The organism is Fusibacter sp. 3D3 (assembly GCF_001748365.1).
Classification (GTDB): Bacteria; Bacillota; Clostridia; order Peptostreptococcales; family Acidaminobacteraceae; genus Fusibacter_A.
Genome location: NZ_BDHH01000004.1, coordinates 233032 through 246290, shown reverse-complemented (window position 1 = coordinate 246290; position 13259 = coordinate 233032). Strand labels below are relative to the sequence as shown.

The 13259-nt window shown below is 35.6% G+C and carries 11 protein-coding genes; 7 read left to right on the top strand and 4 right to left on the bottom strand.

The window, feature by feature from the left end; translation table 11 throughout:
- Positions 1 to 135: 135 nt before the first annotated feature.
- Genes F3D3_RS06930 through F3D3_RS06920 form a run of 3 tightly spaced genes read right to left on the bottom strand, consistent with a single transcriptional unit; the run spans position 136 to position 5075 of the window.
- Positions 136 to 2004, bottom strand: coding sequence for a DNA methyltransferase (locus tag F3D3_RS06930; protein ID WP_069872427.1), 1869 nt, complete (start codon positions 2002 to 2004; stop codon positions 136 to 138).
- Positions 1994 to 4882, bottom strand: a complete 2889-nt coding sequence (locus tag F3D3_RS06925; RefSeq protein ID WP_069872425.1) for a DEAD/DEAH box helicase family protein — start codon at positions 4880 to 4882, stop codon at positions 1994 to 1996. Before F3D3_RS06925 ends, F3D3_RS06930 begins: the two co-directional genes overlap by 11 nt.
- Before the next feature lies 1 nt (position 4883).
- Positions 4884 to 5075 carry a helix-turn-helix domain-containing protein gene (locus tag F3D3_RS06920; RefSeq protein WP_069872423.1) on the bottom strand — a complete coding sequence of 64 codons (192 nt, stop codon included), beginning with the start codon at positions 5073 to 5075 and terminating at the stop codon, positions 4884 to 4886.
- Between the two features lie 149 nt (positions 5076 to 5224).
- On the opposite strand from F3D3_RS06920, the gene F3D3_RS06915 reads away from it, so the two are divergent.
- The 5 genes from F3D3_RS06915 (at position 5225) to F3D3_RS06895 (ending at position 10236) form a co-directional block, all read left to right on the top strand.
- Positions 5225 to 5770, top strand: a complete 546-nt coding sequence (locus F3D3_RS06915; protein ID WP_069872421.1) for a DUF6550 family protein — start codon at positions 5225 to 5227, stop codon at positions 5768 to 5770.
- 478 nt (positions 5771 to 6248) lie between these two features.
- Entirely contained in the window at positions 6249 to 7304 is a 1056-nt protein-coding gene (locus F3D3_RS06910) for an AAA family ATPase (RefSeq protein ID WP_069872419.1), read from the top strand.
- Positions 7305 to 7740: 436 nt separating this feature from the next.
- Positions 7741 to 8181: a hypothetical protein gene (locus tag F3D3_RS06905; RefSeq protein WP_069872416.1), complete on the top strand. Its 441-nt coding sequence runs from the start codon at positions 7741 to 7743 to the stop codon at positions 8179 to 8181.
- The gene (locus tag F3D3_RS06900; RefSeq protein WP_242877100.1) at positions 8174 to 8464 is read left to right on the top strand and encodes a hypothetical protein; all 291 of its coding nucleotides are present in this window, start codon (positions 8174 to 8176) and stop codon (positions 8462 to 8464) included. The genes F3D3_RS06905 and F3D3_RS06900 overlap by 8 nt, the downstream gene beginning before the upstream one ends.
- 83 nt (positions 8465 to 8547) lie before the next feature.
- On the top strand, positions 8548 to 10236 hold the full coding sequence (locus tag F3D3_RS06895; RefSeq protein ID WP_069872412.1) for a recombinase family protein: 1689 nt from the start codon (positions 8548 to 8550) through the stop codon (positions 10234 to 10236).
- Positions 10237 to 10643: 407 nt separating this feature from the next.
- Here the strand turns inward: F3D3_RS06895 and F3D3_RS06885 are convergent, their stop codons facing one another.
- The gene (locus F3D3_RS06885; protein ID WP_069872409.1) at positions 10644 to 11270 is read right to left on the bottom strand and encodes a hypothetical protein; all 627 of its coding nucleotides are present in this window, start codon (positions 11268 to 11270) and stop codon (positions 10644 to 10646) included.
- A gap of 312 nt (positions 11271 to 11582) precedes the next feature.
- On the opposite strand from F3D3_RS06885, the gene F3D3_RS06880 reads away from it, so the two are divergent.
- The gene (locus F3D3_RS06880) at positions 11583 to 12572 is read left to right on the top strand and encodes a hypothetical protein (protein WP_069872408.1); all 990 of its coding nucleotides are present in this window, start codon (positions 11583 to 11585) and stop codon (positions 12570 to 12572) included.
- An 83-nt stretch (positions 12573 to 12655) separates the two neighbouring features.
- Positions 12656 to 13210, top strand: a complete 555-nt coding sequence (locus F3D3_RS06875) for a GNAT family N-acetyltransferase (RefSeq protein ID WP_069872406.1) — start codon at positions 12656 to 12658, stop codon at positions 13208 to 13210.
- Positions 13211 to 13259 lie beyond the last annotated feature (49 nt).

Below are 13259 nucleotides of genomic sequence, written 5' to 3'. Positions count from 1 at the left end.
GCCGAAATAAATGCAAGTGGTCATAAGGACAACTTGTGAACTGAGGGGTAAAGGTAAACTGAATACGGATAAAAACCGCCTTGAAATATCGTTTCAAGGCGGTTTTTGTTAAGTTCGATTTTTGTTTACTATAATTTAGAGAATCAAAATAGTTTCATCACCACAAATATTACGAATTTTTAGGCGTAACGGTTTTTTCTCACTTCTGATACTGCCATCCCAGTTCTCCTTAGTCTTCACTCCGTTTTTTACAACATATCCGATTTTATCAATCTTGATTTCGCCGTCAGAATGCCACTCACTATCAGATGAAGTGCTGTCTACAGACAAAAACTCAATTAATTCCAAACCCTCGTCACTAATAACAATTGGATTGTATGGTTTCTTTTCACTGGAATTTATAAATGATTTTTGATTAAAGGCATTAATTTTTTGATTGACTCTATCGCTGATGAATTTATTTATGCTGATTTTATATTCTGGTATCAGACTTTCCTGTACCTTCTCGCAGCAAAGGTCTACATAATCTTCAACTGCAACATCATCAAGAACTTCTTTTAAATCTCTCAACTCAATTTCTACAGTTGTGCTGTCATCATCATTGATGAACTTCTCAATAGCCGTTTTGTCGGTTATGTCAATATAATAAACAATAACTTTTTTTACATTGCTATCAAGATCAGGGACTGCATCGTGAAGAATTCTGTTCATTAAAACCTCGTCAAGTAGCTTAGTTGTGCTATCCATTAAATTAGGAACGTAAACAGGAATTGTACCAAGCTTACTATCTGAAATGGCACCCTCCCAAAAACTATCAAGGCTGTCCTCGTTTTTAAGTCCTGGGATTAGTTTTTTTATTTGTTGCATAGTCTGAACAGGGTTACGGTATAGTGATACACCATCTTTGATTTCTAATTGTTCAAATTCAGCTTTATCAGCAACAAGCCGATCACGAGTGGTTTGAATCGAATTTATACCAATATCACAGTGAATAAATCGTCTGCCAAGTTTGTTAGCAACTGCAGCAGTAACACCACTACCTCCAAAAAAGTCTGCAACCAGCATATTTGAGCTGGAAGAAGCGTTGATAATTCGTTCAAGTAGTGCTTCAGGTTTTTGCGTGGCATAATCTTCTCTTTCGCTAGCTACAGGGTTAACTGGTGGTATATCACTCCAAACAGAATCAACTATGTCCCCTTCAATTTCATCTAGATAGATAATCCTAGAACCACCTGCTGTTGGATTTACATCGTCACGGTATTTCCGCCCATTTTCATCAGTTTTAAATCTCTTAATATATTCAGCGCTATGTGGCTTAAACTGTGTGTTCCAAATATAATTTTCTGACTTAGTGTATGAATATATGACATCATGCTTCTGTGGAAACTTTTTAGTTGTTTTTCTTTTGAAAGCGAAATAACTCCAAACAATTTCATTTAAAAAGTAATCTTCACCAAAAATCTCATCAAGCAAAATTTTCACATAATGGCCTATATGCCAATCTAAATGCACATATATACTTGCAGTTTCACTCATAACGCTCTTAATTGCCATTAAATTTTCATACATCCAGTTAAGGTATTTCTCTTTATCCCAAACATCGCCGTACATAGTCTCTTCAAAAGCACGAAACTCTTCATTTGTTTCAAGCTCCAGTTCAGCTTTTTCTATTGCTTCGGCAACCTTTGGATTTCTACGTATATAAACCTTTTTGGCATAATCTGCACCACTTGCAAATGGTGGATCAATATATACCAAGTCAACTTGGATGTTCTGCTCTTTTAAATATGCGCAAGCAGAAACACACTCACCACGAATAACCATATTCCCGTCTTTGTTAGTTCCTACAGTTTCTTGCTTTTCCATATCATACAGCGGCATACCACGGCGTAATTTACCATTTACCTCATTTGTACCCTTATATTTAATCGTGCGTTTAAAGTTATCTAGGAGTGCTTGTCCCTCAATGGGTTCAGGAAAAAAAGGTACATATTTAATTGCCATTACTTTGTTCCTCCTCAAAAAATGATTTTATTGCTTGCGCTGTTTTTGAAATTCTGTCTTTTTCAGACAAGCTATCTTCTAAATACAAATAAGCAAAACGGTCATATCCAAATTTATCGTTGTTTTTTGAAGTAAAGGTAGTTTCCATAAACGATCGTTTATCTATAAATTTAGGATCATTGGCATATATTTTACCCTTAGTTTCGGTAATCAATGCTTTATGGATTCTGCCTTCATTTCTTTTTATTATTAAAAAGTCAGGGGTGTACATTCCAATATAATTCCATGTTTTTCCACTATTTTTGTAACACTTAATTTTAAATTCAGTCAATGCTCTATCGCCGTTGTAATAAACTTCTAGTCCATTACTTTTCGTTAAATCAAGCTTTAATATCTCTTCTAAAAATAATTGCTCAAAGTCACTATCGGTTTTATATGGCAGATAGTGAAAAGAATGATTTTTCATAGGATGAGAAATTGTTTTAGCTTTCCATTTAGCTGCCGTTTCAAAGTCTCCCATTTCTTCTGTCATTTTAATATAATCCAATATTTTGAAGTCGATTTTTAATTTGCCTCTGTCATCGAGCATTATTCTATCAACCATTTCCTTGTTCGGATAAAAATCTTTTTCATGAGTAGTTTGGATCTCCGATTTAAAGTTTTCTATCTTTAACAAACTTGCTTCTTCTGGTATCAGTTCTTCAACAGTTTCAAAATACCGCTTTTCATAAAATGCTTTACGTATATTTGAGTTAATTTCAAAAACATTGTATTTTGAGCTATAGTAAGTGATGTTACCCTTTTGGTATGTGATTTTCTCAAAGACAGATTTTAGTAGCTTGGCATGATCAAACAGTATGTTCATGGGAACAAACCCAAAACTTTGTTTGGATATTTCATAAATCCAAGCATTAAAGCTGATTATTTCTTTTCCTTTTTCTTCAAAAGTCGTATTAATATCAACTACCGATAGACCTTTTTCCATTTCTGCTTCTTTTACTACCGTAGTTCTTTCTGTATTTGAGGTTGCCTGTATAATACCTTCTTCAGTATTTAAACTTTCATCAACTACAAGGGTCTGGTAGTTGACTTTTAATTGATAAAATTCTACTTTAGGCAGTTTCAATTGAGAGGTGCGATCATATCGTTTTATAGTGGTCAACCCATTTCCATTGCCTTTTTCAAATTCTTTAATAGAGATATGGTGTTGCTGTTCAAGTTGCAAATTAAGTTTATCAGCGTTACTTTCATTCATATAAATCAATGCAGTTTCGAGCACACCCCTTTGTACTTGACGCAAACAACGGCAGGCGGTTTGTAAAACCATATTCGTAGGACAATCTCCCTCTTGAGACAAAATGATGCCAGTTAAACTCCTACAGTCCCAACCTTCTTTACCTATCTGTACTAATAAAACTACTCTAATTTTTGAAAACGATTTATCAAGACTGACAAATTGCAATTCGCTATCAACAGACATAGCATAATGTTTGTTTCCGCCGTGAAATTTCAGTACTGCCTCGGAAGAATTAAGTCCATATTCTTCTGTAATACGTTGTACCAATGGATAGATTTGTTCCTCTAATGTTTCGATACTTCCACAATAAATACCTAATTTGGCACAAGTCCCGTCGATATAGACAGTATCCTTATATCTATCCAAAAACTCTCTGACCCCGTTTTCCACAATATCGGTTCTGTCATTACTTGTGGATATTTTAACAGTAGGTTTCTTTAGAAAATTTCCTATACCGCTAATGAGAGGATAATAATCAACTATGTTAGAAATTTCTGAGCTTGAAATGGTTAGTTTGTCTATGATTTCGATTTTTTCTGATTTTTGTAGGTATGGGGTGCCTGAAAAACCGATTACACTATTAACGGTATGATTCTCCATCCACTTACTAACAACTGCACGAAGTTTTTTATCATCTGTAGCAGCATGATGAACTTCATCAATAAATATCGAAAGCTGTGGTAATTTTCCAATTAGATTTCTTAGTTCATTAGCTTGTCGGTCTTTCTCATCATCACTATCTTCAAACAAGTTAATTTGGCCGTTCTTTTCTTGGATTCTGTCAAGAATCACTTTCTCTGCATTAGTAACTGCTACAAAACCAAAAAGTTCATTCAACGGCTGATGAATTGCAATTTTTTGTACATTAGGATTCTTTGTCTTATTAGATTTATTCGCAGTCTTATTTTGATCAAGCACTTCAAAAACTAATATTTTCTTTAAATCAGAAGCAGCGGGCTCTGGAATAACCCACGAAGGATTGAAATTTTGAATTGTGCGAAGGCTTGGAATTACAGATGTTTTAAGACCAGACGGTGCAAAGATTATGAAATTATGCGCAAAAGCATCATTATCAGGTTCGTTTTGTGCAAAATACAAATCAAGATATATAAAAGCAGCCATCAAATATGTTTTGCCTGCGCCCATTGGTAAGCTAAAAAGATAGTCCGTATAAGAGATATCGTAAAAAGTTTTTTTAAAAACTTCTGAGTAATCAATGCTTTGCGGAGCACTTTTTATTTTATCGATAACCTTAGGTGATAGAATTGTGCCTTTATCATCAGTTAAAGATGCATATTCAAATAAAGCCGCTGCTGCTGTGTTGTTTTGCAAATATTCTTTCACGCTAGTTTTTAATTCAATGTCATTCAAATTTAAATTATTGAATTTGCCTTTGGCAAATAAGCTTTGTAGAGGCTCATTTCCACAATCTATTTTAAGAAACAGGTAGGTCTTGATTGCCTCAATCTGAGCATCACGCATCTGACCGGCTTGAACGATATAATCTATGAGGTTATACACTGTGCACGTGGGAGAGTTAAACCATGCATCCCTTTTCTGCTTAATCATTTTGTAAAACATATCATATCTCCTTTGCACCGCCAGATTTTATCCAAGCATCAACTTCCGACTTTTTAAATTTCCAAAGCTTCCCAACCCTATTGCAAGGAATGGTTCCAGATTTAATCCATTTATGGACGGTATCTTTTGTAACGCCTAGATGTTTTGCAATTTCATTTGTTGAAACCCAAGGCTCATTAATATTGTTATCCATATTTAAACCTCCTCATCTAAATGTCATTATAGCAAACTTGAATATAAAAATATAGCGTTTAAAGTGATTTTGTATGATTTGATATGTATTTGTCGTAGCTTTCTAATCCTTCTAGTGATAATGTGTATGATTAAAAGGAGGTCTTGAAAATGAACAAAAAAATTAAAACAAGAATAATTATGACAAACTTGATTGCCGCATCACTGATGATAACTACGGTAAATAAACTACCCTTCGAAGTTATTAATCCAAACACTTCGATTAAATCAATGATTACTATCGCCGATAGTAATTCCATGCCTTTATCAAAAAGTAACACAACAATAGCATTAGATCAGTCAATTAAAAAAGAACGAATTGCTGAGGAATCGAAAAAAACTGTCGTATCAAAAACAAATGAAAAATCAAAACCAAACAATGTCCCAAGCATTACTATACCTAAGACTACAAAATCCTATGTAACAGCATCACCTCAGAACAAAACACCTAATATGGGTGACACACGCATAGTCAATGGTCAAAAACAAGTTTATTTTTTAGGCTTCGGTTGGATTGAAGACGACAATAAACCAAATGAAGAAATTACTGCCAATGATATGTTCGAGAACGGTAATAAAGTTGGAAATATGGAAGGCTCTAAAGTTATGGACAGTGACGGTGACATCGACAAGATGGTCGGTAAAATGGGCGATTAATTTTTAGCTGAAAATAGTATTTTCTAGGTGTGCAGATGCCCTTCTCAACGTGGAAGTATATGAGGGCATCTTTTTTTTGCATTTTTTTCCGCTCAGCAGTGCTTCTCATCGTTGAAATAAGTGAGGGCATAAATTTTCTGGTTCTCAATACTATGATTTGTCATGGAAAAAGATGAAGATTTTTTTGTAGGACATCTACTTCATCGTGGAAGTAAGTGAGAGGAAAAATTCATTCCGTACAACATACCTTCCCATCGTTGAAGTATACGAGAAGAAAAATTTTGTAGGGTAGCGTAATTTTTACCTTAGTAGTGAGGGGCAAATTTATTTTTCGTCCAACCACCCGTTTCATCGTGGAAATAAGTAGAGATATTTTTTTCTAGACTGGTTGTCAAAAATTCATTTTCACTGCCTATACAGTAAGAGCTTCTCTCAAATTCAGAAAAAACAAATCAAAATTTAAGGAGGAATTACCAAAATGAAAAAACGATTCAATACCATCGATGGTCAAACATTAATGACCATGCCACTTCAGCCATTAGAATTTGTCATTGAAAATCTTTTATCTAATGGCCTTCACATTCTTGCAGGCTCACCAAAGGTGGGGAAAAGTTGGCTTGCTCTTTGGCTTGCTGTTACAGTCTCTAAAGGTGAAGACATTTGGGGCAATAAAGTAAAACAAGGTGATACTTTGTATCTTTGCTTTGAGGACAGTCAAATCCGAATTCAAAATCGACTGTTTGAAATTACAGATGAAGCATCTGCGGCAGTTAACTTCTGTACAGAGCAAGCAACACTTGGCGGTGAACTAGAAGAGCGGATCAGAACTTTTGTAGAAGAGCATCCAAACTGTGTTTTGATTATCATTGATACCCTTCAAATGATTCGTGGATCTGCTACTGATAATAGCTATGCCAGTGACTACAGTGATTTATCTGTTCTAAAAAATATTGCAGATGAACTTGGAATTGCCATACTGCTCATCCATCACCTTAGAAAAGAAAATGATAATGATCCCTTCAATCGAATCTCTGGCACAACAGGTATTCAAGGTGCAGCAGATTCTAACTTTATTCTCTCTGAAGATGTTCGTGGCAGTGGTCAGGCGAAGCTATATTGTGTGGGCAGAGATATTGAGTACCGGGAAGTTAGTTTGAAACGAAATGAAGAAAATATTTGGGAAGTGGTATCTGACAGTTTTCAAAATAAAGAATTACTTCTTCATGATATTGTCCTTCTCATTTCTGATTTTATGACTGATAAAGATTGCTATACTGGAACGCCAACAGAATTATCGACCCTGCTATCTGTTCAAAGTGGCGATCAAATTTCATCAAGGCTTTTGTCAAAACATATCAGACTAAACCTTGAAGAGCTTCGCAAACGCTTTATCTATGCGGATTTCAAAAAGAGTAATGGCAAACGCACTATTTCACTTTCTGTCTTTAGGGACGATAGTGTCGATAATCAGGGGACTTCGGTAGGTGCTCCCACTAATGACCCTGTCGACCCTGTCAAAGTGATTGCTGACTAATCAAATTCTGATAGCAAAATCAAAATGGCGATTATTTGCCCCTGTGTGGAGATTCATAGAGTCGTTGGCATCACAATGCCTGATGCCGAATATAATCAAAATTTGGGGCAATTGTGAGCCACAAAACTGCAGAAAAGAAAAAATGGACTCATCGCGGAATTTGAAGTTTCTGATAGGGCTCCACTAAAAATCCATACTAAAAATTAGCAGGATAAAGCATGGTGCTGTAAACGCCCCTAGCGATCACATCGGACGGCAATGCCGACCGAGGAAAACCCCACCGATTGGAGCTTCTAAGAGAAAAACCAGTAATATCAAAATAGTGCTGTAAATAAGCATTTTGGACGTTTTCAGTGCTGTAACTAGACAAAAGCCCCTAAACACGCCATTTACTAAGTGCTGTGCAAGGTGACGCTAATAAAAAGGAGAGATTTATATGAGTACACAAAAATATGAAAACAAAGAGCGTGTGAACGCATGGCTACCGCCATCTATGATTAAAAACATGGAACTACTTTGTGAACCAAACAACATGAAAAACAAATCTGAGTTTATTTATAAAGCGGTTGATTTCTATATTGGCTATTTAGCCAGTCAAAATAGCACCACTTATCTTTCTAAAATTCTACTGGATGCCATTGATGGAACGCTTAAAATGACTGAGAATCGGCAATCTGCTAACCTCTTTCGTCTGTCTATTGAAATGAGTATGATGATGAATATTCTTGCTGCAGGGCTTGAAATTAGTGATGACGATTTACGAAAACTTCGAGGCAGATGCGTTTCAGAAGTCAAAAAAAACCGTGGGAAAATCAATATGGAAGATGCCGTCAAATACCAAATGGGGCTTGATTTTGAGGAGGACGCTCATGAATAAAAAAACAGAAGCACAGCACTATTTAGCTACTAAAATCCTTGGAGCCTATGAAACAGCTGAAGTTGTTTGGAAAAACGACACCTATGGAACTTACCATAGAACCTTTGATGATACTACTATTTCGAGTAATATAAGTCACCATATCGTTGAGCGCCAAATGGATATTGAGGGTCGAACATTTAGAGTCTGTTCTGTTTTTCCTACAGTAAAGCGATCCACACCAACAGAAAAATTGCTAACCCTTATTGATAATTCACTTGAAGAATCTTTGAAAAAGGCTTAATTTCAATAGCCTTGTGGCAACGCTTACGGTATCATGTGTGGTACCGTACTCAGTTTGCCATAACAGAAAAGGAGGATTTATAAATGGCAGACAAAGAAAAATACACCATACTTTATGGAAGGCTAAGTCAAGAGGACGATCGTGAGGGGGAATCCAATAGCATTCAAAATCAACGATTAATATTAACCGCATATGCAGAAGATAAAGCCTTTGAGAATTTAAAATTTCTATATGACGATGGTTATTCAGGAACAAACTTTAACAGACCTGCTTGGAATGAAATTATGGCACTCATTGAAAATGGACAAGTTGAAACTCTTATTGTAAAGGATATGAGTAGACTTGGGCGTGATTATCTTCAAACAGGGCAGCTCATGGAGATTGTGTTTCCAAACTATAAAGTGAGATTTATCGCTATTAACGATGCTGTTGATACCCTATATGGCGACAATGATTTTGCACCCTTTCGAAATTTATTCAATGATTTTTATGCGAAAGATTGCAGTAAGAAAATCAGAGCTGTTAAAAAAGCACAGGCAGAACGTGGTGAAAGAGTTGCAACAAAGCCACCTTACGGTTATGTAAAAAGTACTGATAACCCCAAACTGATTGTTCAAGATTTCGAAAGTGCTGAAGTTGTTCGCTACATTTTTAAGCTGTGTTCTGAGGGCAGAGGTCCAAAACAAATTTCAAGGAAACTGAAAGAGGATCAAATTCACACACCTGCTAATTATTACTACAAGCAAAATGGCGTTGCCCTTACTAACCTTGATACCACAAGACCTTATAATTGGAGTGACACCACCATTGCCAATATTTTAGAAGATATCACCTACATTGGTCATACAGTTAATATGAAGCACACGACAGTTTCTTACAAAAACAAAAGGCAGATTGTAAGACCAGAATCAGAATGGCTAGTCTTTAAGAACACCCATGAGCCACTAATCACCCAAGAACTATGGGATATCGTTCAAAGTATTCGCAAGCATAAAAAGCGTCCACCAAAGAAAATGGATACGCCAAATATGTTCTCAGGACTGGTATTTTGTGAAGATTGTGAAGGTACTTTAGTGCTACATCGGGCGCATACGATGGAATCCACTAAAAACAATTTCATGTGTTCCACTTATAAAAAGCGTGGTAAAGAGGAATGCACTTCCCACTATATTAGGGAAAGCCAGCTAACTGCAATCATCTTGGATGATTTGAAACGAGTCACTCATTTTGCAAGACAACAAGAAAAGCTGTTTGCAGAGCATATCAATCAGCGAAATTCTTTTGAAACAAGAAAAGAACTCACAAAATTGCAGCGTGAACTCGATAGTATGAAACGCAGGGACTTGGAGCTTACAATGTTGTTCAAAAGACTTTATGAGGATAATGTGCTTGGAAGAATCCCAGATGAACACTTCCGAATGTTGTCTACAGAATATACAGACGAGCAAAAAATCCTGAGAACAAACATACCAAAAGCAGAAGAAAAGATGGAAAAGCTGAAAAACTCCCTTACCAATGTCGAATTGTTTATTGAGAAAGCAAAACGATATACAGACATCACAGAATTAACCGCAGAATTGTTACACCTCTTTATAACCAAGATTATTGTGGGTGAAAAGGCTGAAAGATATTCAAGAACTGCTGAACAATGTGTCTGGATCTACTATCGTGACATTGGAATACTGGATGATGTTACTAAGGAAAATGATATATCAGAACCTGATTATGAATTTATCGCTGAGAATAACGGTGAGCTAAGACTTGTAATTTAGGCAAAACAAAAGCGGACAGCCTTAGCTGTCCGCTTAATGCCACCATTATTAGGTAGATTCAGAAAGTATCCCTATGAACACTGCCCTAAAAATCAGCGAGCCTTTTCTTTATAATGTGTACTGAGATTAACGTATTATTTTCATTAGATTGATCACAATTACAATGAAAATTAATAGTATAGGAGTTACGTAAAGTGGATAGGATATGGATTTTCCCTTTGATTTATCAAGATATAACTTTAAAAGTAAACCAAGTATAATGGATGTAGCTGTAATTATATTAGTAAGGCCATAAAGCGTAATATCTATAGGGTTTGTTATCCAAAATTGTTGATATAGAATTGAGGCTAAACCAACAAAGAAAAATAGATTCTTTAATAGGTTGATAAATTTATCTTTTTCCATGATTAATCAATAAACCCGCTTTCTAAATAAACTGTATCATAATAATTGCCATCAAAAGCATCAAGTATAGTGCCTTGGCACCAATATGATCTAAGAAGCTTTATACTGTACTCATACGTAGATTGATCAATCCATTTCCAGTAGATCGCTTCTTTTAATATAGTATCGCTAGTAAAATCTTCATATTTGATAGTTAGCGCTGAAGAGTAAACCCATAGAACACCGCTGATCGTAGCTAATGTAAGGTTCCCTTTTCTAGCACTGGCAAGTGCTGTACCTGCTGCCCAAAAATTTAATCTATTTGAAAATTTTTGAAAATCTTTAACTTGATATGTGTTTGTGTAGCGATACTCATATCCATCGCTTGCTAGTAAAGATGATTTTAAATTTGAAGATATTGTATTGTTTTTGAATGTATTCATATTTGATTTTCGATGTTTAGCATTAAGTTCAGTCAAAATTAATTGTTTGATATCACCCGACAGAGAGTTATCTTTAGCAACTTTTTCAACCGCATTGTTGTAAGCAATATCATCAGCAGTTAAAGTTTCATTATCCGCGAATGTGATAAGTGCAGTACTTGCTACTAGTGCTAAACAAATAATCATTGAGAGATATTTTTTTAGCATAGTTTTCTCCTTTGTGTCATCTAATTTAAGCATTTAAAGTAAAATAATCACAATTTAGGCCTCGGTAAAAATGTAACATACAGTAAAAGGCTGTGCAAGAAAATAAATGTTAATTTTTCGTAACATTCGTATGAATATCAAGTGATTGTTAAAAAGTTGAAAAAAATTGATTTTAAATAACAATGATAAAATAAACTATAGAGAATACCTATCGTTTATTTTTTTAAAAATATAATCTTTTGCCACACTTTGACCGATATAAAGCATAAGGAATGGATTCTAAAGTCATAGATGCACAAGGAGGTGTGTTTAATGAGAATTTCAAATTATTCGTTAAATCAAAGTGCTTTTTCACAATCAATTCATTTAGAAAAGAAAGAGACAAAGTTGGAATTATCTAGTCCTAAGGCCGTTATGCTCAGACAGCTTAAGCAAGAGGATGCGTTAGAACTTAATCATTCTAATAAAACGCAGAATGTTGACGAGATGTTTTACTTATCGGACAAAGATCGAATAAAGATCAATTTGCTAGAGATGTTTATTACAGCTTTGACGGGTAAAGAATTTAAGTTTTCAAGTATTGCTAAATTGGATCAGAGTTCAGGTATGAGCGGTTCAGTATCTTCAGGACAACAACCCAATTTTGGATTTAAATTTTCGAGTTCACATGAAATCTATGAATCTGAACAGATGTCGTTTGAATCAAATGGTGTCATTAAGACGGCAGATGGTAGAGAGATCAACTTCCAAATGAATCTGAGCTATTCAAGAGAATACTATGAAAAAAGCGAAACACTCATTCAGATTGGTGGTGCAATGCAAGATCCGCTTGTGCTCAATCTTGACGGAAAGGGCATTGCTTTTGGTGATGATTCAATCCGCTTAGACATCAATTTAGATGGCAAAGAGGATACGTTTAGAAGGCTTGCAAGTGGGAGTGGTTTTTTAGCGCTTGACCGAAATGGAAACGGGATCATCGATGATGGGACAGAACTCTTTGGGCCACAAACGGGCTCTGGATTTGGTGAACTTTCAGCCTATGATCAGGATCGAAATGGATGGGTTGATGAAGATGATGAAATCTTTAATAGTCTAAAGATTTGGCAAGTGGATGCACGGGGTAATTCAAAGCTACTGGGGTTAAAAGAATCGGGTGTTGGAGCGATATACTTAGGGGCTGTAAATAGTCCATATCATATCAAAGAGGGCCTTGAGACAATCGCAAATATTAAGCGTTCAAGTGTATATTTAAAAGAAGATGGCAAAAGTTTGGCCATACACGAAATTGATTTAAAATTATAGTGATTTGAAACGATCTATGGTATTAGAATTCATTTATTTGGAAGTATCTCCAATCAGATACTTCTTTCTTTTGGAGGGCGCAGATGTCAGATGCATTTATTATAAAAGGTCCAAATGCAGCATTAAGAAAAACAAAAAGGTCTGATATAGCGCAGTATAGAAAATGGAATAATCCCAAGTTGAAGGCATGGTCAATGGATGCACCGTGGTCTGAGTATGATTTAATTGCACTTATAAATTGGCGCAAGAAATGGCTTGATGAAGGGGCAAAGCTGCCTTATAAATTTTTAGAAATTGAAGCAAGTGATGGACAGCATGTGGGTTGGGTTGTGGTATATCATGACTATGCTGATCCGCATATGACCGAGGTTGGAATTGATATACCTGAAGATGCATATTGGGGACAGGGAATCGGCGCAGAGGCTTTAGCGCTTTGGATTCAGTACCTCTTTGAGACGATGCCTATACAAAGAATCGGTTTTTCAACTTGGAGTGGCAATATAGCGATGGTCAAGATTGGACAAAAACTTGGATTTCTTGAAGAAGGTAGAATAAGAAGAGGCTGTATGGTTCAAAATCAATACCATGATCGGATCAATATGGGTTTACTTAAAGAAGACTGGTGTTTCCCGTTTTGATAATTGGTTAGGGTGTCAAAAGTCAGTTTCGCATTAACCCTCTACCATA

Excerpts from the sequence above, each read along its gene's own strand:
- F3D3_RS06920 (WP_069872423.1), bottom strand. The coding sequence starts at position 5,075 with ATGGATAACAATATTAATGAGCCTTGGGTTTCAACAAATGAAATTGCA.
- F3D3_RS06875 (WP_069872406.1), top strand. The coding sequence starts at position 12,656 with ATGTCAGATGCATTTATTATAAAAGGTCCAAATGCAGCATTAAGAAAA.
- F3D3_RS06910 (WP_069872419.1), top strand. The coding sequence starts at position 6,249 with ATGAAAAAACGATTCAATACCATCGATGGTCAAACATTAATGACCATG.
- F3D3_RS06895 (WP_069872412.1), top strand. The coding sequence starts at position 8,548 with ATGGCAGACAAAGAAAAATACACCATACTTTATGGAAGGCTAAGTCAA.
- F3D3_RS06915 (WP_069872421.1), top strand. The coding sequence starts at position 5,225 with ATGAACAAAAAAATTAAAACAAGAATAATTATGACAAACTTGATTGCC.
- F3D3_RS06900 (WP_242877100.1), top strand. The coding sequence starts at position 8,174 with ATGAATAAAAAAACAGAAGCACAGCACTATTTAGCTACTAAAATCCTT.
- F3D3_RS06880 (WP_069872408.1), top strand. The coding sequence starts at position 11,583 with ATGAGAATTTCAAATTATTCGTTAAATCAAAGTGCTTTTTCACAATCA.
- F3D3_RS06905 (WP_069872416.1), top strand. The coding sequence starts at position 7,741 with ATGAGTACACAAAAATATGAAAACAAAGAGCGTGTGAACGCATGGCTA.
- F3D3_RS06925 (WP_069872425.1), bottom strand. The coding sequence starts at position 4,882 with ATGTTTTACAAAATGATTAAGCAGAAAAGGGATGCATGGTTTAACTCT.
- F3D3_RS06930 (WP_069872427.1), bottom strand. The coding sequence starts at position 2,004 with ATGGCAATTAAATATGTACCTTTTTTTCCTGAACCCATTGAGGGACAA.
- F3D3_RS06885 (WP_069872409.1), bottom strand. The coding sequence starts at position 11,270 with ATGCTAAAAAAATATCTCTCAATGATTATTTGTTTAGCACTAGTAGCA.